At 68.7% G+C, this 21,122-nt stretch carries 18 protein-coding genes; 4 read left to right on the top strand and 14 right to left on the bottom strand.

The annotated features are described in order from the left end of the window. Positions 1 to 48 precede the first annotated feature (48 nt). The 5 genes from guaB to groES form a co-directional block, all read right to left on the bottom strand. On the bottom strand, positions 49 to 1,560 hold the full coding sequence (guaB, locus tag ACFWIX_RS03690; protein ID WP_377214736.1) for an IMP dehydrogenase: 1,512 nt from the start codon (positions 1,558 to 1,560) through the stop codon (positions 49 to 51). A 216-nt stretch (positions 1,561 to 1,776) separates the two neighbouring features. Continuing rightward, on the bottom strand, positions 1,777 to 3,879 hold the full coding sequence (locus tag ACFWIX_RS03685) for an acyltransferase family protein (protein ID WP_377214735.1): 2,103 nt from the start codon (positions 3,877 to 3,879) through the stop codon (positions 1,777 to 1,779). Between the two features lie 101 nt (positions 3,880 to 3,980). Continuing rightward, a complete protein-coding gene (locus ACFWIX_RS03680; RefSeq protein ID WP_377214734.1) occupies positions 3,981 to 5,504 on the bottom strand; it encodes an ATP-dependent DNA ligase in 1,524 nt (507 codons plus the stop codon). 108 nt (positions 5,505 to 5,612) lie between these two features. Beyond that, complete coding sequence (gene groL, locus ACFWIX_RS03675; protein WP_377214733.1) at positions 5,613 to 7,223, bottom strand: chaperonin GroEL; 1,611 nt, start codon at positions 7,221 to 7,223, stop codon at positions 5,613 to 5,615. Positions 7,224 to 7,302: 79 nt separating this feature from the next. Further along, entirely contained in the window at positions 7,303 to 7,596 is a 294-nt protein-coding gene (gene groES, locus ACFWIX_RS03670; RefSeq protein ID WP_003805290.1) for a co-chaperone GroES, read from the bottom strand. A 227-nt stretch (positions 7,597 to 7,823) separates the two neighbouring features. On the opposite strand from groES, the gene ACFWIX_RS03665 reads away from it, so the two are divergent. Then, positions 7,824 to 8,765, top strand: a complete 942-nt coding sequence (locus ACFWIX_RS03665) for a DMT family transporter (protein ID WP_377214732.1) — start codon at positions 7,824 to 7,826, stop codon at positions 8,763 to 8,765. Here ACFWIX_RS03665 and ACFWIX_RS03660 read toward each other — a convergent pair. Next, entirely contained in the window at positions 8,690 to 9,085 is a 396-nt protein-coding gene (locus tag ACFWIX_RS03660) for a hypothetical protein (protein WP_377214731.1), read from the bottom strand. The genes ACFWIX_RS03665 and ACFWIX_RS03660 overlap by 76 nt on opposite strands. 53 nt (positions 9,086 to 9,138) lie before the next feature. On the opposite strand from ACFWIX_RS03660, the gene ACFWIX_RS03655 reads away from it, so the two are divergent. Then, positions 9,139 to 10,365 carry an SAM-dependent methyltransferase gene (locus tag ACFWIX_RS03655; protein WP_377214730.1) on the top strand — a complete coding sequence of 409 codons (1,227 nt, stop codon included), beginning with the start codon at positions 9,139 to 9,141 and terminating at the stop codon, positions 10,363 to 10,365. A 6-nt stretch (positions 10,366 to 10,371) separates the two neighbouring features. Here the strand turns inward: ACFWIX_RS03655 and ACFWIX_RS03650 are convergent, their stop codons facing one another. Further along, positions 10,372 to 11,190: a shikimate 5-dehydrogenase gene (locus ACFWIX_RS03650; RefSeq protein ID WP_377214729.1), complete on the bottom strand. Its 819-nt coding sequence runs from the start codon at positions 11,188 to 11,190 to the stop codon at positions 10,372 to 10,374. A 75-nt stretch (positions 11,191 to 11,265) separates the two neighbouring features. Then, entirely contained in the window at positions 11,266 to 12,699 is a 1,434-nt protein-coding gene (locus ACFWIX_RS03645; RefSeq protein WP_377214925.1) for a glycoside hydrolase family 3 protein, read from the bottom strand. A 377-nt stretch (positions 12,700 to 13,076) separates the two neighbouring features. Here ACFWIX_RS03645 and ACFWIX_RS03640 point away from each other — a divergent pair, with 377 nt between their 5' ends. Then, positions 13,077 to 14,228, top strand: coding sequence for a glutamate--cysteine ligase (locus ACFWIX_RS03640; protein ID WP_377214728.1), 1,152 nt, complete (start codon positions 13,077 to 13,079; stop codon positions 14,226 to 14,228). Positions 14,229 to 14,288: 60 nt separating this feature from the next. Here the strand turns inward: ACFWIX_RS03640 and tsaD are convergent, their stop codons facing one another. The 6 genes from tsaD to ACFWIX_RS03610 all read right to left on the bottom strand — a co-directional run bounded on the left by tsaD (position 14,289) and on the right by ACFWIX_RS03610 (position 19,529). Then, positions 14,289 to 15,401, bottom strand: coding sequence for a tRNA (adenosine(37)-N6)-threonylcarbamoyltransferase complex transferase subunit TsaD (gene tsaD / locus ACFWIX_RS03635; RefSeq protein WP_377214727.1), 1,113 nt, complete (start codon positions 15,399 to 15,401; stop codon positions 14,289 to 14,291). After that, on the bottom strand, positions 15,398 to 15,880 hold the full coding sequence (rimI, locus tag ACFWIX_RS03630) for a ribosomal protein S18-alanine N-acetyltransferase (protein WP_377214924.1): 483 nt from the start codon (positions 15,878 to 15,880) through the stop codon (positions 15,398 to 15,400). Before rimI ends, tsaD begins: the two co-directional genes overlap by 4 nt. A gap of 41 nt (positions 15,881 to 15,921) precedes the next feature. Further along, positions 15,922 to 16,587, bottom strand: a complete 666-nt coding sequence (gene tsaB, locus ACFWIX_RS03625) for a tRNA (adenosine(37)-N6)-threonylcarbamoyltransferase complex dimerization subunit type 1 TsaB (protein WP_377214726.1) — start codon at positions 16,585 to 16,587, stop codon at positions 15,922 to 15,924. Further along, entirely contained in the window at positions 16,587 to 17,159 is a 573-nt protein-coding gene (gene tsaE, locus ACFWIX_RS03620) for a tRNA (adenosine(37)-N6)-threonylcarbamoyltransferase complex ATPase subunit type 1 TsaE (protein ID WP_377214725.1), read from the bottom strand. Before tsaE ends, tsaB begins: the two co-directional genes overlap by 1 nt. Then, on the bottom strand, positions 17,156 to 18,376 hold the full coding sequence (gene alr / locus ACFWIX_RS03615; protein ID WP_377214724.1) for an alanine racemase: 1,221 nt from the start codon (positions 18,374 to 18,376) through the stop codon (positions 17,156 to 17,158). The genes tsaE and alr overlap by 4 nt, the downstream gene beginning before the upstream one ends. A 61-nt stretch (positions 18,377 to 18,437) precedes the next feature. After that, complete coding sequence (locus tag ACFWIX_RS03610; RefSeq protein WP_377214723.1) at positions 18,438 to 19,529, bottom strand: carbohydrate kinase family protein; 1,092 nt, start codon at positions 19,527 to 19,529, stop codon at positions 18,438 to 18,440. Between the two features lie 70 nt (positions 19,530 to 19,599). Here ACFWIX_RS03610 and ACFWIX_RS03605 point away from each other — a divergent pair, with 70 nt between their 5' ends. Next, entirely contained in the window at positions 19,600 to 21,078 is a 1,479-nt protein-coding gene (locus ACFWIX_RS03605) for a 6-phospho-beta-glucosidase (protein ID WP_377214722.1), read from the top strand. The last annotated feature ends 44 nt before the right edge of the window (positions 21,079 to 21,122 follow it).

Here is a 21,122-nt window from a genome sequence, read left to right as displayed (position 1 = left end):
CTGGATTTCCAGCGGAAGCGGGCCCCTTCGGTGTAGGCCGGAACAGGGTCAGCGCGAACCGTAGTTCGGCGCCTCCACTGTCATCTGGATGTCGTGCGGGTGCGATTCCTTCAGGCCTGCCGGGGTGATGCGGACAAACTTGCCGCGCGCTTTGAGCTCCGACACCGTGGGTGCTCCGGTGTAGAACATGGTCTGGCGAAGGCCGCCCACCAGTTGGTACGCCACGGAGGCCAGCGGCCCACGGTAGGCCACGCGCCCCTCGATGCCTTCGGGGATGAGCTTGTCATCGCCGGAGACGTCGGCCTGGAAGTAGCGGTCCTTGGAGTAGGACGTGTTCTTGCCGCGGGACTGCATGGCGCCCAGCGATCCCATGCCGCGGTAGGACTTGAACTGCTTGCCGTTGACGAAGATCAACTCGCCCGGGGACTCGTCGCAGCCGGCCAGGAGGGAACCCAGCATGACGGTGTCGGCTCCAGCGACCAGCGCCTTGCCGATGTCGCCCGAATACTGCAGGCCGCCGTCGGCAATCAGGGGAACTCCGGCAGGAATCGCTGCCTTGGCGGACTCGTAGATGGCGGTGATCTGCGGCACGCCGACGCCGGCCACCACGCGGGTGGTGCAGATGGAGCCAGGGCCGACGCCCACCTTGATGCCGTCCGCACCGGCATCGATCAGTGCCTGGGCGCCTTCACGGGTGGCCGCCTGGCCGCCGATGACATCCACGTGGGCAGCGACGGGGTCCGACTTGAGCCGTCGGATCATGTCCAGCACGCCCTGGGAGTGGCCGTTGGCCGTGTCCACGAACAGTGCGTCCACGCCGGCGTCAACCAGTGCCATGGCGCGCTCCCAACCATCGCCGAAGAAGCCGATGGCGGCACCCACGCGGAGGCGGCCTTCGTCATCCTTGGTGGCCAGCGGGTACTGCTCAGCCTTGGTGAAGTCCTTGGTAGTGATCAGGCCCTTAAGGCGGCCCTGGTCGTCCACCAGCGGCAGCTTCTCGATCTTGTTGGTGGCCAGCTTGTGCGAGGCTTCCTCACGGCTGATGCCCACATGTCCGGTGACCAGGGGCATCTTGGTCATGACGTCGCTGACCAGCCGGAGCGGGAAATCCGATTCCGGAACGAACCGCGTGTCCCGGTTGGTGACGATGCCCAGCAGCCGGTTGTCCTGGTCCACCACGGGCAGGCCGGACACGCGGTACTGCGCGCACAGGTCGTCCAGCTCCCGCAGCGTGGCCTCGGGACGGATAGTCAGCGGGTTGGTGATCATGCCGGATTCGCTGCGCTTAACCCGGTCCACCTGGTCCGCCTGGTCCGCGATGGAAAGGTTGCGGTGCACCACACCGAGGCCGCCCTGGCGGGCCATGGCAATGGCCATCCGGGATTCGGTGACGGTGTCCATCGCTGCCGACAGCAGCGGGGTCTGGACCGTGATCCGCTTGGAAATCCGGGAGGAGGTGTCGGCGTCGGACGGGATGACGTCGGTGTGGCCGGGAAGCAGCAGGACGTCGTCGTAGGTCAGGCCAATGAAGCCAAATGGGTTGTGTTCGGGCTCGGTCATGAGTGCGCCTCTTACCTTGGTTGCTGGCGGGTAGGGGTTGCAGCTGATGACCAGCCCGTCATTACGGGACTGGCCTGTGCAGAAGGTCGGCACTGTCCAGGGCCTGCGGGCAGGTCCGGGGCAGGAAGTGTTGAGTAAATATTAGAACCTTGGGGCCGATCCCCCTATTCCGCACAGCTGATGTGAGCAACCCCACCGGGCTACGCGGAATCCGGCCTACTTCCAGCCCGTGGCCGCGAGCAGCCGCTCCTTGAACATGGGCGCCATGCTCTCCACGTAAGTCCGGCTCAGGTGGTTGTCATCCTTATACACGTAGATGTTTCCGACCACCGCCGGGCACACGCCATCCGCGCAGATAAAGTCGCTCATGTCCATCAGGTGGAGGCCCTTGACCTTGCCGCGGTAATTCTCCAGCGGCGACGGCTCCGCCAGGGATTCGCCCAGGGGCGGGTTGCACTCAGGTGCCTCGGCGCCGCTGCGCTGGGCACACTCGGGCATGTTAAAGGTGAACCGTGGGTTGTCGCGGATCCCGATGATCTCGATCCCGGCATCCGCAAACGGCCGGATGCCTTCCAGGTAGCCGGGCACGTCCGTCTCGTACGGCGCCAGCTCGTGGGTCAGCGAGGCAACAGTGAAGACCGCATCCGGCCGATGCTCCAGGACGTAGGAGGAAGCGGCACTGTTATAGGCGTTGCATTCCTCGTTCCGCGCATCCGACTCGGCGCCGAAACGGCAGGCGGGCATCAGGAGGGTGACCAGCTGCCAACCCCGTTCGGCGGCCAGCGGCTCCAGCGCGGCCAGGTACTGCTGGGAGTGGGAGTCGCCCAGCACCACGATCCGCTTGGTGATGTGGCCCTCCGGCAGCTGCTGGCGGCAGCCCTCGAGGATGGGATCGTCCGTTGCGTTGTCTCCGACGCATGGATCGCTGATACCCGCCCAGTCATTGTCCAGCGCGGTGGGCCCCGGAATGGTCCGTGCCTCCGGGACGGGCTGGCCGACGTTCTCCGGGCTGAGTGCAGCGGCACCCGGCGTGAGCTCCTTGGGCTGGGCCGCCGTCGCGCTTTCCTCGGCACTGAGCGTGGTTTGCCAGACGGCCACGGGGCCCGCCAGGAGGGCCCCGCAGGCAACGACTACGACGGCATTCCGCCAGGTGCGACGCTGCGGCCAGTGCCAGTCACGAAGGGGCTTTTCCACAAAGCGCGTGGTCAGCACCGCCAACGCAATGGATGCGCCCACGATCCACAGTCCCTGCGAAAGGTTGGGGTCCTGCACACCCGTGGCGGCGAGCGAAAGAACCAGGATGGGCCAATGCCACAGGTAGAGGGCATAGGAGTTGTCCCCGAGCGCCACCAGGGGCCGGCTGCTGAGGATCCTGTCCACCCCGAACCGGCTGCCGCTCTTGCCTGCCACAATGACCGCGGCGGCGGCGACGGTGGGCCACAGGGCAACGAACCCAGGGAACGAGCGGTCCACCGTGAGGAGGAGTCCACAGGCCACCATCGCGGCGACGCCTGCCCAGCCCAAGATGACCCGGACAGCCTTCCCCGGCTTCAGGTAGGGCAGCGACAAAGCCAGCAGCGAACCCAGGGCAAACTCCCACAACCGGGTCCTGGTGTCGAAGTATGCGTAGGCCTGGTTGGTGGCCGTCTGCTCCACGGAATAGGTAAGCGAGACGGCAAAAACGGTTCCGAACACGAGCGCCAGCAGGCCGCGGTAGGTCAGGCGGGAAGCAGCCAGTCGGGCACCGGGGACACGCTCAGGAAGTCGCCGCAGCAGCGGGAGAAGGGCGGCGCAGCCAGCCAGCATGAGGGGCCAGAGAATGAAGACCTGCCCCTGAATCGACAGGGACCAGAAGTGCTGCAGCGGGCTGGCGCCGGCGTGCTCCTGGGCGTAGTAGTCCACGGCGGTGTCGGCAAGCAGCCAGTTCTGGCGGTACAGGAGGGAAGCCCAGGCCTGGTCCAGGATGTCCGGCCAGCGGCTTTGCGGCAGGAAGAGCCAGGTCCCTGCCAGCGCGCCGAGGATCACCACGACGGCGGCGGGCAGCAGCCGCTTGAACAGGTGCAGCCAGTGCGCGGCGAGCCGGAACGGGCTGCCGGACTCGGCCTTCCGGACGAACGACAGGGTCAGCAGGAACGCCGAGATCAGGAGGAAGACGTCTACGCCGCCGGACACCCGGCCCAGCCAAACGTGGTAGGCCACCACCATGAGGACCGCAAGGGCGCGCAGGCCTTGCACCTCGGGGCGGAACGCGGGTTTGCGGCTGCTTTTCGGCTGTATGGCGCCTTCGTTCGGCGCTGCTGTGGTCCTGAGATTCGACATGGATAACCCTTCGGAGCCCATCACAAGCCCTCAAGTTTAGCCGAAATGGATCTCCGACCCCTAAACGGGCCGGACCATCACATGGGAAAAGCGGCTCCCCGTCAGGAGCGGAGGAGGGCGCGCAGCGTCTGGATGGTGTCCGCTTCGGCGGGCGATTTGTCGTCCCGATAGCGCTTGACCCGGGCGAACCGGAGGGCGATGCCGCCCGGGTAGCGCGTGGACAGCTGTACGCCGTCGATCGCTATTTCCACCACCGTGACCGGCTCCACCCAGACGGTGCTTGCCGTACGCCGAACCTCGATCTCCTGGAACCGCTCCGTCTGCCAGCGCAGAAGTTCGTCCGTGAGGCCCTTGAAGGTCTTCCCGACCATCACATATCTGCCGGGTTCGCCGAACTCGCCGGTGGGATCGAGCGCGCCGAGGTGCAGGTTGGACAGCATGCCTGTCCGCCGCCCCGACCCCCATTCGCACGCGAGCACCACCAGGTCGTACGTCAGCACGGGCTTGACCTTGATCCAATTGGACCCGCGCCGACCGGCCGCGTAGGAAGAGCCCACTGCCTTCACCATCACCCCCTCATGTCCGGCGGCGAGCGCCTGGCGCGAGACGTTTTCGGCCACCGCCGGGTCAGCTGTGATCTGCCCGGGAATCCTGTGACCGGGCGCGATACCCTCGAGGACCGCGAGCCGCTCCGCCAGCGGCTCATCCAGCAGGTCCCGGCCGTCCAGGTGCAGCACATCGAAGAACCACGGATGCAGCACCGTGGAGCGCGCCTGGTCCGCCCCGAAGCGTGACATGGTCTCCTGGAACGGCCGCGGCGCACCGTCCTCGCCCAAGGCGAGTGTTTCGCCATCGAGGATCACGTCGCGCACCGGGAGGCTCCGTACCAGGTCCGCCACCTCGGGCAGACGGTGCGTCACTTCCGCCAGGGTGCGGGTGTAGATGCGTACTTCATCGCCGGACCGGTGCACCTGGATGCGGGCGCCGTCGAGCTTGTATTCCACCGAAGCCTCCCCGGTGGCCTCAAGGGCGGCGCCGACGCTCGAGGCCGTGGCGGCGAGCATGGGCTGCACGGGGCGTCCGACGACGAGCCCCACCCCGTTGAGTCCGGTTTCCGTTCCGGTGAGCGCCAGCAGGGCGGTGCCGCCCAGGTCGCCGGAGAGCATCGCGGCACGTCGCACCGCTTCGACGGGACGACCGGCGGCGCGGGCGACAGCATCCATGAGTACGCCTTCCAGGGCACCGGTGCGAAGCTCACCCAGGAGCACCCCGGCAAGGAACGCTTGTTCCCGCGCGGTTGCGGCCGACATCAACGACCGGAGCGTGGTGGCGCGCTCCGCGGCGGATCCGGCTCCGACGCTGCCGAGGAGGCCGTCAAGGGCGGCATCGACGTCGGCGATGGTCAGGCCCGGTTCGGCCGCGGGCGTTGCTTTGGCGGCCGACACTCCCCGCCAGCCCACTCCCACACGCCCCTGCCGCGGCCTGGCGATGAGCAGGCCGACGGCGGCGGCGACTTCCGTGGGTTCGAGCCGGCCCAGCAGCCCAGCGAGTGCTTCGATCTTGGCAGTCCGGGATCGTGTGGAGGCGACCGCATCAGTGGTTTTCACGAGCTCGTCGAGCAGCATGGGCACCAGTCTGCCACGGGGCGACCGGGACAGGGGCAGACGAAAAACCGGCCCGGCTGACGCCGGACCGGTTCTTCGTTACAGAGTGTTGCTAGCTTGGCTGACGGCTCAGTGGCTGTGGCCTGCGTGCTCGTCTTCCTCGGCCGGCTTCTCCACCACGAGGGTTTCGGTGGTGAGGACCAGGGCGGCAATGGAGGCCGCGTTGCGGAGCGCCGCACGGGTCACCTTGACGGGGTCGATCACGCCAGCGGCGATCAGGTCCTCGTACTCGCCGGATTTGGCGTTGAAGCCGTGGTTGGTCTCGAGTTCGGCAACCTTGGCGGTAATGACGTAACCGTCGAAGCCGGCGTTCTGGGCAATCCAGCGCAGCGGTTGTACCAGCGCGCGGCGGACGATTCCCACAGCAGCGGCAGCATCGCCTTCGAGTGCCTGGACGGCCGGGTCCTCATCCAGGGCCTTCAGGGCGTGGATCAGGGCTGAACCGCCGCCGGCAACGATGCCTTCTTCGAGGGCAGCGCGGGTGGAGGACACAGCGTCCTCGATGCGGTGCTTCTTTTCCTTCAGCTCAACCTCGGTGGCAGCGCCGACCTTGATGACGCCGATGCCGCCGGCCAGCTTGGCCAGGCGCTCCTGGAGCTTTTCCTTGTCCCAGTCGGAGTCCGTGCGGGTCAGTTCCGCGCGGAGCTGCGCCACGCGGGCGGCGACGTCCTCTGCGGAGCCGGCGCCGTCCACGATGGTGGTGTTGTCTTTGGTGACCGTGATGCGGCGGGCGGTGCCCAGCACCTCAAGGCCCACGGTGTCCAGGCTCAGGCCCAGTTCCGGGGAGACAACCTGCGCACCGGTGAGGGTGGCGATGTCCTGCAGCATGGCCTTGCGGCGGTCGCCGAAGCCCGGAGCCTTGACAGCCACGACGTTCAGGGTGCCGCGGATGCGGTTGACGATCAGCGTGGACAGGGCCTCGCCGTCAACGTCTTCGGCGATGATGAACAGCGGCTTGGAACTCTGCAGCGCCTTTTCCAGCAGCGGCAGGAATTCCTGCACGGAGGAAATCTTGCCCTGGTTGATCAGGATCAGCGCGTCTTCCAGGACGGCTTCCTGGCGTTCGGCGTCCGTCACGAAGTACGGGGACAGGTAGCCCTTGTCGAACTGCATGCCCTCGGTGAGGACCAGTTCAGTCTGAGTGGTGGACGATTCCTCGATGGTGATCACACCATCCTTGCCCACCTTGCCGAATGCCTCGGCGAGGAGCTCGCCGACCTCGTCGCTCTGGGCGGAGATGGAGGCGACGCTGGCGACCTGGGTGCCTTCGACCGGGCGGGCGTTCTCGAGCAGGCGGGCAGCGACGGCTTCGACGGAAACCTCGATGCCGCGCTTGATCTGGCCGGGAGCCGCACCTGCGGCAACGTTGCGCAGGCCTTCCTTAACCAACGCCTGTGCAAGGACCGTGGCGGTGGTGGTGCCGTCACCGGCAACATCGTTGGTCTTGGTGGCGACTTCCTTGGCCAGCTGGGCGCCAAGGTTTTCGTAAGGATCGTCCAGTTCCACTTCGCGGGCGATGGTCACGCCGTCGTTCGTGATGGTGGGCGCGCCCCACTTCTTGTCCAGGACGACGTTGCGGCCGCGCGGACCGAGCGTCACCTTGACGGTGTTGGCGAGCTTATCGATGCCGGCCTCGAGGGCCCGGCGGGCAGCGTCATCAAACGCAAGCTGCTTTGCCATGGTGGTGTCCTTTCAAAGACAGAAACCCCGCACCACGGGCCGGCCCGAAGGCCGACCCGGCAGCACGGGGATCCGGAGGTTACTTGACGACGATCGCCAGGACGTCGCGGGCGGACAGCACGAGGTACTCGGTGCCACCGGTCTTGACTTCGGTTCCGCCGTACTTGGAGTAGATGACGACGTCGCCGACGGCTACGTCAACAGGTACGCGGTTGCCGTCTTCGAAGCGGCCGGGGCCTACTGCAACAACTTCGCCTTCCTGGGGCTTCTCCTGTGCGGAGTCCGGGATCACCAGGCCGGAAGCCGTGGTCTGCTCGGCTTCGAGCGGGCGGACAACAATACGATCCTCAAGAGGCTTAATAGAGACCGACACTCGGACCTCTCCTTTTCGTCAGCAAATTCGTGGACTGGAAAGCTTTCCCGCCCTGGCTGGCAAACCGTCGTCGCGGTGCCGGCAGCAGCCTGGCTGGCAGCTCTACATGTGTTAGCACCCACCTGGGGAGAGTGCTAATGAAGACTCTATGCACGGGTTAGCACTCGGTCAAGGCGAGTGCCAGTATTTTCGTCACGGGCGGACGCTGGGGCCTGTAGATTTGAGCGGTGCGAGCTGCCATTTACCTGACCCTGGCCACCCTGTTCTGGGCCGGCAACTTCGTGGTGGGCCATGCCGCCGTCGAGACCATGGCCCCGCTCCAGCTGACGTTCTGGCGCTGGGCGCTGGCCGCGCTGCCGCTGCTGGTCCTTGCCCAGGCCATCGACCGGCCGGACTGGCGCGCCGTCCTGCGGCAGTGGCCGCGCCTGCTCCTCCTCAGCTGCCTGGGAATGACCGGCTACACGCTGCTGCTGTACAGCGCCCTGGGGCACACCTCCGCCCTGAATGCCTCGCTGGTCACCGCAGCCAACCCGGCCCTGATCATGATCCTCGCCGTAGTGCTCTTCCGCGACCGGCCGGCACCGGTCAGCTGGCTGGGAATAGCGCTGGGCCTGGCGGGTGTGCTGCTGGTCCTCACCGGCGGCGAGCTCCACCGCCTGCTGACGTTCTCCCTGAAGGCCGGGGAACTGCTGATCCTCGCCGCCATCACGGTGTGGGCCGGCTACACGGTCCTGGCCCGCCGGCAGTCGCTTCCGGCCATCACATCCACCGCCGTCCAGGTGGCCATGGCCGCCGCCGTCCTGGCTCCGATCGCGGCCGCCACGGGCACAGGCCTGCCCTCCGCTCCCGCCGAGGCATGGTCCCTGGCATTCATCGTGGTCTTCCCATCGCTGGGCTCGTACCTGTTGTGGAACCTCGCCCTGAAGCGCACCACGCCGGCAAATGCCGGAAATTACCTCAACCTCATTGCCGTGTTCACCGCCATCATCACGATGCTGCTGGGCCAGCCCATCACGGTGCCGCAGGTGCTGGGCGGTATCCTGGTGATTTCAGGGGTGCTCCTGACCAGCGTGGGGCAGCGGCAGGGCGGGCCTCAGCGGCCCAGGTCCTCGAAGTCGACGTCCTCGTCGGCGTCGTCGTCCCCTGCTCCCGCGCCGCGTCCGCGGTAAAGCACGACGGCGGCCGCGGCGGCCGCCAGGAGCGACACCACCAGGACCACGATGCTGCCCACGCGGGCACCGGTGTACAGTCCGCGGATGTCCTGGGCCTCCTGCGTATCATCCTGGATGCTGTTGCCGCCCACGGAGTAGACGGTGGCGTTGAACGCGTCCAGCATGAAGATGATGACCAGGAGCGCCACGCAGACCACGGCCACCGTGGCGCCGGCGATGAGCACCGGCCGGGCAACCCGGGCCGGTCCTCTACGCGGGGCTCCGCTGCCCGTTGAACCGTTCATTCCGTCCTGCCGGGGACCCGCTGCGTCGTTCATGCCATCAACCCTATCGGCATCGGGCGTGATGCTCCTCCACTAGGCTGGAACCCATGGCTGAAGCTCCCCAGGACCAGATTGCGCCGCTGCTCACCCCCGAAGGCTGGGACCTGCTGGGCTCCCTGGGCCCGTACCGGGAGGACGAGTCGTTCCACCTGAACGCAGCGCTCCGCAAGGCCGGCCACTCCCCCGCGCTCGTGTCCGCCGTCCTCACCCAGTCGCGGCTCCGGACGCGGGCCGAAGCGAAGTTTGGCGAGTTCGCCGCGCGGATGCTCTTCACCCAGGCCGGCCTGGAGCAGGCCACCCGGTTGAATGTCGCTGCCCGCCATGCCGAGCGCTTCGCAGCCGCCGGAATCCGGCACGTGGCGGACCTGGGCTGCGGGATCGGAGCAGACTCCCTGGCCATGGCGTCGCTGGACCTCACGGTTACCGCCGTGGAGATGGACGAAACCACCGCTGCCTGCGCCACCGTCAACCTGATTCCCTTCCCCAACGCAACGGTGGTCCACGCCGATGCCACGGCGGTATCCCTGGAGGACGCCGACGGCGTCTGGCTGGATCCCGCGCGCCGGGTCACCTCCACGTCCGGCACCCGGAGGATCTGGGATCCGGAGGCCTTCTCCCCTCCGCTGTCCTTCGTGGAGGCACTGGCCGCCACCGGCAAGGCGGTGGGCGTGAAGATGGGCCCGGGCATGCCGCACGAGTCCGTGCCGGCTGGCTGCGAGGCCCAGTGGGTCTCCGTGGGCGGCGACGTCACCGAAGTGACGCTGTGGTTCAACGCGGTCAGCCGTCCCGGCGTCCGCCGCGCCGCACTGGTCCTTGGTCCGCAGGGAGCGGCCGAAATAACCAGCGGCGAGGACTTCGGAGCAGGCCGGGACGCGCCGGTCGGAGCCGTGGAAGGCTACCTGTACGAACCCGACGGGGCTGTGATCCGTGCGGGGCTCGTGGCCGACGTCGCGCTCCAGCTCGGCGGGCACCTGGTGGACGAGCACATCGCCTACATCTGCGCGCCGGAACTGGTCGACAACCCCTTCGCGCGCGCCTACCGGGTCCTGGAGGTCATGCCTTATAACGTCAAGGCGCTCAAGGCCTGGGTGAAGGACACCGGCATCACGGTACTGGACATCAAGAAACGCGGCACGGCCGTGACCCCGGAAGAGCTGCGCAAACAACTGCTCCCCTCCGGCAAGCCTGCCCGGAAGGGAGCCGGGAAGACCGCCACCCTGGTGCTGACCCGCATCGGCGAGGACCGGGTGGCCGTGGTGGTGGAACCGGCGTAGGCGCCGCTACTGCGCCCGCATAAACTCCTCGGCCGCGCGCACCTGCTCCGGCGAGGGCCGGATGCCGGTGTAGAGCACAAACTGCTCCAGTGCCTGGATGGTGGCCACCTCAGCCCCCGTAATCACCGGCTTGCCGGCAGCGCGGGCCGCCCGGATCAGCGGTGTTTCGGCCGGAAGTGCCACGACGTCGAAAACCAGCCGGGCGGCGTCGACCGCTTCCTGCGGGAAGGACAGCGCGTCCGCCTCGACGCCTCCGGCCATGCCGATGGGCGTCACGTTGATGATGAGGTCCGCGGTGGCGCCCTCCAGCGCCGGCTGCCAGTGGAAACCGTACTGCTCTGCGAGCGCCCGCCCGGCCCCCTCGTTCCGCGCAACGACAGTGACGTTCCGGAAGCCGGCGTCGCGCAGCGCGGCAACCGTAGCCTTGGCCATGCCGCCGGCGCCCTGCACCAACACGGAGTAGCCGGTGGGCACGGCGTTGGTGGCAAGCAGCTGTTCGATGGCGGTGTAATCCGTGTTGTAGGCCGTGAGGTGCCCGTCGGTGTTGACGATGGTGTTCACCGAGTCGATCGCCAAGGCGGACGGATCCATCCGGTCCACCAGCGCGATCACGTCCTCCTTGTACGGCATGGACACGGCACAGCCCCGGATGCCAAGGCCGCGGACCCCGGCGATCGCCTGCTCCAGGTTGGCCGGCGCGAACGCCTTGTAGATCCAGTTCAGGCCAAGCTGCTCATACAGGTGGTTGTGGAAGCGGGTCCCGTTATTGCTGGGACGCGCCGACAGTGAGATACAGAGGGTCATGTCTTTATTCAGGATGGGCACGGAACCATTTAACCCGCCCCGGCCCAACTAGGTAGCGCCAAGTGTCGTTTTGATACCCCAAAACGACACTTGGTGCTACTTAGTTGGGCACCCGGTTCCCGCCGGGTAACGTCCGACGGCGGCCGGCAGCTTTCCAGGGGCCGTCGCCTTCCCGGCCAGCACGGCTGCCAGCGCGTCGAAGGCGCCCGGCGTCCGGCCGTAGATCGCCAGTTTCACCGGGGCCGGGGACCCTGCGAGGGACCATGGTGCGTCCAGCGCCACCGCAATATCGCCCCTCCCCGGCCTGCCGCCGAAACCCACGAGGTCCACCACCGGGCCTGAGCCCATCCTGAGTCCTGCCCGCCCCGCCGCAGCGGCGAACAGCGCCCGGTCGCGGGGAGCCCCGCCCGTCACACGCACGGCACCCGGGACCAGCGGCCCCTGGCACTTGCCAGCCAGGACGGTGACGGCGGCGGCCGAGACGCGTGAAGACAGGGCCGCCCCGCTGCCCGGCGGTGTTCCGGCAGGCGCACCCATGCGTCCGCGCCAGTGCATCATGGTGGCCACGCGGACGGCAGCCTCGTCCAGGCGCTCCACGGAAAGGACGCCGTTCGTGACGGCTTGGACGACGGCGGCGTGGGCCTGTGCCGCGTCCGCGGGCATGAGCAGCAGGTCGGCGCCCGCGGCCAGCGCCAGGACGGCGGCCTGCCCGTCCGGGTATCTGCCCTTGACAGCGGACATGTTCAGGGCGTCGGTCACGGCCACACCGTCGAACCCGAAGTCCCGGAGCGCGCCGTACGTGGCCTTGGACAACGACGCCGGGACGCCGGACTCGAGCGCGGGCACAGCAATGTGCCCGGTCATCACCATCGGAACGCCGGCCTCCACGGCTGCGCGGAACGGCTTCCAGTCGCGGGCTTCGAGCCGGGCACGGCCGGCACCCTGCACGGGAAGGCTGAGGTGCGAATCCGCGGTGACCGAACCATGCCCCGGAAAATGCTTGGCGGAAGGCAGGATGCCCGCCTGGAGCAGGCCGCGGGAGAACTCCACGGACAGGGACGCTGCCACGGCCGGGTCCGCCGAGAAGGACCGGGCACCGATCGTGGGATCTTTCGGCCCCATGGTCACGTCCGCGTCGGGGGCAAAGTCCATGTTGAAGCCGAGATGGGCCAGCTCCGAGGCCAGTGCCTTCCCCGACAGCCTGGCCAGCGCGCCGTTTCCGGCTGCGCCGTAGCTCATGGGAGACGGCCATTCAGTCAGCGGCCGGCCCAGGCGCGAGACCTGTCCGCCCTCTTGGTCCACGGCGATGATGCCGGGCCAGGGCCGCCCGGAAGAGGCCTTCGCGAGCCGCTGGTTGACAGCCCTCATGGCGTCGGGCTTGACCGCTCCGGCGGCGTCCACGGGGACGTTGTCCCCCATGATGATGGACCCGGCCAGGTGCAGGCGCTCAATCACCTTGGCGTGGGCCTCCACGTCCCGGCCCGTGAAGAACGGCAGGATCACCTGCCCGGCTTTTTCCTCTGGTGTCATCGCGGCGACTGCGGCGGCGGCCGCCTCCGCGTCCTGCTGTTCGGGTCCCCAGCCGAGGGGCCGGGAGCGAGGATCCGGTGACGGGGAGGACGGGGCAGGGCCCGGCGTCGTGCGTTCTGTTTCGGAGGGCGCGGCGGGGCTGGAAGCGGCCGACGACGGCGGGCCGGGTGCCGGGGCCGGCGCGCACGAAATGAGGAGTGCTGATGCGGCTGCCGCCGCAATGACGCGGACGCTGGTGTGAAGACTCTCACGGTGCTGCTGGAACGGGGCCATCACTCCGATGCTACCCCTGCACTAGACTGGAACCATCCGTTCGCCTGCCGGCAGCAGCCTGTCAGCGGCACCAGCCAGCGGCAAACAGGACAGTGAGGAAACGCGTGGAGATCGACTTCGCTGCTTCGCGGCAATCAACCCTCGGGGTTGAATGGGAGCTTGCGCTGGTGGACGGCAGGACCGGCGAGCTGGCTTCCGTGGCCAACGAGGTCCTCCGCGGCGTCGCAGCCCGGCACCCGGAGCTGAACGAAGACGATGAGCACCCCCACATCAAGCAGGAACTGCTGCTCAACACGGTGGAACTGGTCACCGGCATCTGCGAAACTGCCGCCGAGGCGAAGGAAGACCTCGCCCGCTCCGTGGCGGCCGTCCGTGAAATCACCGATCCCATGGGCGTGGAGCTGTTCTGCGCCGGAAGCCACCCGTTCAGCCCGCCGCAGCTGCAGCCGGTCACGGACAAGGCGCGGTACGCGAAGTTGATCGACCGTACCCAGTGGTGGGGCCGGCAGATGGTCATTTACGGGGTGCACGTGCACGTTGGCCTGGACCGCCGCGAAAAGGCGCTGCCGGTGCTGGACGGGCTGGTCAACTACTTTCCGCACTTCCAGGCGCTGTCCGCATCCAGCCCGTTCTGGGGCGGCGAGGACACCGGCTACGCATCACAGCGTGCGCTGATGTTCCAGCAGCTTCCCACCGCCGGCCTGCCCTTCCAGTTCGGTACCTGGGAGGAATACGAATCCTACGTCCAGGACATGTTCACCACCGGGGTCATCGACACCATCTCCGAGATCCGCTGGGATATCCGCCCGGTGCCCGCCCTGGGCACCATCGAGATGCGCATCTGCGATGGCCTGGCGACGCTGGAAGAAGTGGGAGCGGTGGCCGCGCTGACCCAGTGCCTGGTGGACGAATTCTCCACCACCCTGGACAACGGGGGCACCATCCCCACCATGCAGCCCTGGCATGTCCAGGAAAACAAGTGGCGCGCAGCCCGGTACGGAATGGACGCCATCATCATCCTGGACGCGTCCGGCCGCGAACAGCTGGTCACGGACCACCTGCTGGAGACGCTGAACCGGCTGGAGCCCGTGGCCGCCAAGCTGCGCTGCTCGGACGAACTTGCCGATGTCGAGAAGATCATCCGCCGCGGGGCCGGGTACCAGCGCCAGCGCCGGGTGGCCGAAGAGAACGGCGGCAACCTGCAGGCTGTGGTCCTGGACCTGGTCCGCCAGATGCGCAGCGGCCCGACCGCCTGACCCTGCCCTGGCTCCGCCCCCTGGCCCCCTGGCCCCGCTCTACCCCCGCCTCGTCGGGTTCTAGGCGCCGAGGGAGACCGAGGTGACCGGCAGTGACGAGTCCGGGGCGAACTTGATACCGCTCGGCGCCACTCCTGCCATCACCAGCTGGGCACCCAGGGCAGCCACCATCGCGCCGTTGTCCGTGCAAAGGCCCAGCGGCGGCACATGGAGCCTGATCCCGGCGGATGCGCACCGCTGCCCGGTCAGTTCGCGGAGCCTGGAGTTCGCCGCCACGCCGCCGCCCAGCAGGACGTCCTGAATGCCCTGCTCCCGGCAGGCCAGGACAGCCTTGGCTGACACCACGTCCACCACTGCCTCCTGGAACGCCGCTGCGATGTCGGCCACGGGCACCTCTTCACCGCGTGCCTCGAACTGCTCCACGCAGCGCGCCACGGCCGTCTTCAGACCGCTGAAGGACCAGTCGTAACGGTGTGGTCCGGGTTCCTCCGCTGTGCCCATGTACTTCGGCTGGGTGAGGCCGCGCGGGAACCGGATGGCTTTGGGATTGCCTTCCCGGGCCGCCTTGTCGATGGCCGGACCGCCCGGGTAACCGAGTCCCAGGATGCGGGCCACCTTGTCGAAGGCTTCGCCCGCGGCGTCATCGATGGTGGAGCCGAGGAGCACGACGTCGTCCGTGATGCTGTTGATGCGCAGGATTTCCGTGTGCCCCCCGGAGACCAGCAGGGCACCGAGGTTTTCGGGAAGCCTGGGGGCGGCCCCGGCACCTGTCGCCGCAGCGGTGCCGGGCCCGCCGTCGAGCAGCCCGACCCCCACGTGCGCCACCAAGTGGTTGATCGCGTACAGCGGCTTTCCGGTGGCCACGGCCAGTGCTTTGGCCGCGCAGACGCCCACCATGAGCGCACCGGCCAGGCCGGGCCCGGCGGTGACGGCGAGGGCGTCGACGTCGTCAAGCGCGACGCCGGCATCGTCCAGGGCCTCCTGCAGCGTAGGAACGAAGGCGTCCAGGTGCGCCCGGGACGCGATTTCCGGAATGACCCCGCCGAACCGCACGTGCTCGTCCATGGACGACGAGACGGTGTTGGTCAGCAGGGTGGTGCCGCGGACGATCCCCACGCCTGTCTCGTCACAGGACGACTCGATCCCCAGCACCAGTGGCTGCGAGCGGTTCATGGCTGGCCTGCTTCCTTGTTGGTCTGGTCCACACTTGTCTGCTCGGCGGGTGCGCCGCTGAGCTGGAGCCGCATGATGAGTGCGTCCACGCCGTCGCGGTAATAGCGCGGGCGCACGTGGATTTGTTCGAAGCCGAACCGCAGGTACAACTGCTGGGCACGGGGGTTGTCGGCGCGGACCTCCAGCAGCACGTCGGCGGCCCGGCGCTGCCGGGCCTCGGCGATCAGGGCAGCCAGGAGGGTGCTGCCGATGCCGCGCCCTTCCGATTCGGGCACGACGGCGATCGTCTGGACGTCCGCGATGGGCTCGATGCACATCAGCCCGGCATAGCCCACAATCCCGCTGGCGCCCTCGGCGACGACATAGCTGCGGGTCTCCGGCTGGGACAGTTCGTCCACGAACATCTGCAGCGGCCAGGCATCCACCGGGAAGAGCCGCTGTTCCAGGGCGTGGACTGCGGCGACGTCCTCCGGTGTCATGGCCCGCAGGGTGATGCCCGGGCTCCCTTCTGCCGGAGTAGTCACAGGGCCCGCTTTCGGGGACCGGGCACCTGCGCGTCGGACTCGCGCAGGTACAGCGGCGTCGAGTCCAGGAGCGTGCCGCCGGCGATCAGCCTCGCCAGCGCGAACCGGCCCAGGTGTGCCGCATCAGGCTGCTGCCCGGCGAACCCCGGATCGGCCTTCAACAGATCAGCGTAAAGTCCCGCCCCTGCACCGAACGCCGGCAGCTCCGGAAGGTCCGCGGCGGACCCGACGTGCGGGCCGTCCACCAACTGCGGGAGCCCGCCGTCCACGAGGGAATACCGCGCCCAGTACACCTCTTTGCGGCGGGCATCCGTCACCACCAGGAAGTCCCGGGCCGTGGTGGAGGAATCGGCAACTTCCAGGGCGATGGCGTCCAGGCTCATCAGGCCGTGCAGCGGTTTTCCCCAAACGAAGGCGAGGGTGCGGGCGGTGGCGATGCCGGAGCGCAGCCCGGTGAAAGGTCCCGGCCCCACGCCGGTGACCAGCGCGTCGATGTCCGCCCCAGTCGCGCCCGCGCCGGCCAGCATGGCTTCAATCCCGGGCGCCAGTACCTCGGCATGGCTGCGGGTGTCCTCGGTGGCGAAGCCCGCTATGACACCGTCCGTGGAGTGGACCAGGGCGGCGCTGGCTACGGCAGAGGTATCGATGGCCAGGATGAGCATCAGCGGGGTCCTTCCAGGTCCGGGGCGGCCGGCCAGCGCGGACCGTAGCCGCGCATGACGATGGTCCGGGGCTCGTCCACGTCTGCTTCGTCGAAGTCCAGGACGTCGCCTTCGTCCAGTTTCGATTCCGCCGCCGCTCCGCCGATGGCACGGTGCAGGTCGATCTCCAGCCGGCTCTCGCTCAGGTGTTCCACCCTGTCGCGGCCCCACTCCACCACGGTGACGGCGGTGTCCATGGTGTTTTCCAGGTCAATGTCGTCGATCTCTGCCGCGGAGCCCAGCCGGTAGGCGTCCACGTGGACCAGGTCCGGGCCACCGGGCCGGGGGCCGTCCGGCAGGTTGGGGTGGATACGGACCAGGACGAAGGTGGGGGAAATGACCCCGGCGCGCACGCCCAGGCCCTCCCCCAGGCCCTGGGTGAACGTCGTCTTGCCGGCACCCAGCTCGCCGGAGAGCACCACAAGGTCCCCGGGCTGCAGCACGCCGGCGAGCCGTGCGCCGAGGGCGTGGGTCTGGTCCGCCGTCGTCGCGCTCAACGTCTTTTCCCAAGCCGGCGATGCGGGACCGCTCATCGGGTGGCCTCCGCAGCGGGGGCGGCCAGCGGATCCGCCTCGTTGATGAAACGCCGCGGAACCCGCGGGCTGATCCGGGTGACCACCTCATAGTTGATGGTCCCGGCGGCGCGTGCCCAGTCGTCGGCGGTGGGGCCGCCGTCGGCTCCGTCCCCGAACAGCTCAGCTTCGGCGCCCAGCAGTCCGGCACCCGCGTCCGGTGACCCGCCGAGGTCGATGACCATCTGGTCCATGGCGATCCTGCCCACCACGGGGTAGGTCCGGCCCGCGAGCCGGACCGGGCCCCCCGTGGCGACGCGCGGTACGCCGTCGGCGTACCCCACGGGGATCAGCGCGAGCGTGCTGGGTCCGTCCGTGTGGTAGCGAAGGCCATAGGAGACGCCCTGCCCGTCGGGGACGGCCTTGCACTGCGACACCAGCGTGCGCAGCGACATGGCCGGCCGCAGGCCGAGCTCCGCGGATGTGGTGCCGTCAAACGGCGACAGTCCGTAGATCCCGAGGCCAACACGTACCAGGTCGAAATGCGTGTCCGGCCGCGAAAGCGTGGCCGGGGTGTTGGCTAGGTGCCGGACTTCCAGGTCGATTCCGGCATCCTCGGCGAGCGCGAGAACCTCCCGGAAAGCGGCGAGTTGCTGATCCGTTTCCGGCCGTTCCGGTTCGTCCGCCACGGCGAGGTGGGAGAAGATTCCCACCACCCGCAGCAGGCCCTGGTCCTGGTACTCCACGGCCTGTCCGAGCAGCCGGTCCCAGGCTTCCGGAGCAGCGCCGTTGCGGCCCAGGCCGGTGTCCACCTTCAGATGGATGCGGGCGGGGCGTTCCTGTTCACGGGCCGCTGCCACGATGTAGTCCAGCTCCCAGCCCGAGCAGCCAATGTCGATTCCGGCTGCCACGGCAGCGCCGAAGTTGCTTTCGGTGGTGTGCAGCCAGGCCAGCAGGGGTGCATCGATACCGGCGGCACGGAGGGACAGTGCCTCGGAGATGTGGGCGACACCCAGCCAGGTGGCCCCTGCTTCGAGGGCGGCCCTGGCGACGGGGACGGCGCCGTGCCCGTAGGCATCGGCCTTCACCACGGCCATGACCTTGGCCGGCGATGCGGCGGCGGCGAGCCTGCGGACGTTGTGGCGGATGGCGTCGAGATCGATGACAGCGGAGCGCTCGTGGCGCGGCTCCCGGCCGGGGGCAGCACTGAATTCACCGGTGGTTGCGGGGGTAGTCACGCTACTGATTCTAGTGCGGGCCCTTCCGGCCGAATAATCCGGCACCCGGCCGGCCCGGCCGTCAGGCGTCCGAAAGGTGTGCGATCGTCGCGGCCGCCCTGCGCTGGGCCGCCAGCGGAACGTCCTGGATGATGTCCGCAAGGAACGCGAAGCGGCGCAGCCACTGGCTCATTTGCCGCTCCGGCCGGGCATTGGCCCGCTTCCACCAGTCCGCGATGTCGCCCCAGCCCGGGGCCGCCAACGAACCGCCCACCTCCTGGACGGCCAGGGAGGCGCAGAGGTTGGCGAACCGCAGCCTGTTCCCCAGTGGCCACCCCGCAAGACTGCCGACAATGAACGCGGCATCGAAGCAGTCCCCGGCGCCGGTGGGGTCGTAGGCCTTGACGGGAAGCGAGGGCACCCACTCCTCCTCCCCAGTTTCGGAGTCCACCGCCATGGCACCCTGCGCGCCGAGGGTCACCACTGCAACGGGAACCCGGTCCGCGAGCGCGTACAGGGCGCTCCAGGGATCGTCCTTTCCCGTGAACGCCATCGCCTCGCGCTGGTTGGGCAGGAACGCGTGGAAGTACTGGAGGTTGTCCAGCCGGACCGGCGCCCACTCGCCGCTGGGATCCCAGCCGACGTCCCCGAACAGCTTCACTCCGGCCTTGTGGGCGGCTTTGGCCCACGGTTCGATTTCCACCCCCACCTCCGCGATGCCGGCGAGCGTGGGCGGCGGCTCACCGATCAGCTCGGAGGACGTCACCGGGGCGGCGTGGCCGTGCGTGACCATGGAGCGGTCCCGATCCACGCAAAGCGAGACTGTCACCGGCGAATGCCATCCCGGGACGCGCCGCGACAAGCTCAGGTCCACGCGTTCCTGGGCGGAAAGGATCTTCCAGTTGAAATCCCCGTAGCCGTCATCGCCGAACGCCGCGGCCAGCCCCGTGCGCAGGCCCAACCGTGCGGCTGCGATGGCCTGGTTGGCCACGCCGCCGGGGCAGCTGCCCATGCCGTCGCTCCAGATTTCGGTGCCGGGCTCCGGACCATGCGGCAGCCCGGTGAAGATGATGTCCTGGAACACGGTGCCGGCCAGCAGCAGGTCGAATCCCTCCTGGCCCGCCGGGCGGACGCCGGCCAGGGGATCAAACGGGCGGGCTGGAATCGCGTCCATGTCCGGCACACTACGCCCTGCCGCGGACATCCGGTAGGGCCTGCCTTGCCCCGGGCCTAGACTGCTTCCTATGCGGCTTCTGATTGCAGGCGGCGGGGGTTTCCGGGTGCCCCTGATCTACCGGGCGCTGACGTCCGGACGCTTCGCGGGGCTGGCCTCGGAACTGGTGCTGTTCGACGTCGATCCCGCCCGGCTGGCGGCCATCCGCGCCGTCCTGGACAGCATGCCGGTGCCGGAGCCCCGCCTGCGCATACGCACCACCACCAGCCTCCGGGAAGGGCTGGCCGGGGCGGACATGGTGTTCGCCGCCATCCGGCCCGGCGGAACGGCCGGGCGCGTGGCCGATGAGTCAGTTGCCCGGGGCCTTGGCCTGCTGGGCCAGGAGACCACCGGCGCCGGAGGCATCTCCTACGCCCTCCGCACCATTCCGCACATGCTGGACCTCGCCCGGCAGATGACGGAGATCTGTCCAGCGGCGTGGCTGATCAACTTCACCAACCCGGCCGGGATGGTCACGGAGGCACTGGTGCCGGTGCTGGGCCGCCGGGTCATCGGCATCTGCGATTCGGCGGGCGGGCTGGTGCACCGGGCGGCGCGGGCGGCCGGGGTGAAGCTTCCACCGGGAGCGCTCGACGGCGTGGGCTACTACGGGCTGAACCACCTCGGCTGGCTTTACCGCCTGGAGTCGGGGGGCCTGGACGTGTTGCCCCGCCTTCTCGCCGACCCCGCTGCCCTCCAGTCCTTCGAAGAGGGCCGTCTCTTCCCCCAGCCGTTCCTGGCGGACCTGGGCGCACTGCCCAACGAGTACCTCTATTACTACTACCGGCTCGACGCCGCGCTGGAGTCCATGGACGCCATGCCGCAGACCCGCGGAGAAAGCATCCACGGGCAGCAGACGGACCTCTACCCGCGCCTGGCGGCGGCAGGCCCGGACGCCTACCGGTTATGGGAGGAGGCGCGCCGCTCCCGGGAGGAAGGCTATCTCGCGGAGGCACGCCGGGACGGGGAGCGCCGGAATGAAGAGGACCTGGCAGGAGGAGGCTACGAGCGGGTGGCCCTCGCTGCGATGGCCGCGTTGTCGGGGCGCGGCGAGGGCGGCCACGGCGGGGCAGGCGCCGGCGGGGCACAGCTGATCCTCAACACGCGGAACGTCCTCGAACCGGCGGACCCGGCGACGGCGGACCCGGCCACGGCGAACCAGGCCACCGCCCTGCCTGCCATTCCGGGTCTGCCGGCGGACGCCGTCGTCGAACTTCCCTGCACGGTGACCCCCGACGGCGCCGCGCCCATCCCGCAGGCCGCCCCGCCGGAGGAACAGCTCAAGCTGCTGCGCGCCGTCAAAGACGTGGAGCGGCTCACGGTCCGTGCCGTGACGGAGGGCAACAGGGAAACCGCGTTCGAGGCCTTCGCCCGGCATCCCCTCGTGGGGTCGACGGACCTGGCAGCGCGTCTGCTGGCCGGGTACGAGGCCGCGTTCCCGGAGCTGGCGCGGCTGTGGGGCGGGTCAGGGGACGGCTGGGGGCGGCGGCCGGAAGCAGGTGGGGAGTAGTGTTTTATCGAACGCGCACTGACCCGGAGCCCGCGCCGTCCGGC

It is taken from the genome of Pseudarthrobacter sp. NPDC058362 (assembly GCF_042723515.1).
Classification (GTDB): Bacteria; Actinomycetota; Actinomycetes; order Actinomycetales; family Micrococcaceae; genus Arthrobacter.
This window is presented reverse-complemented; position numbering and strand designations above follow the sequence as displayed.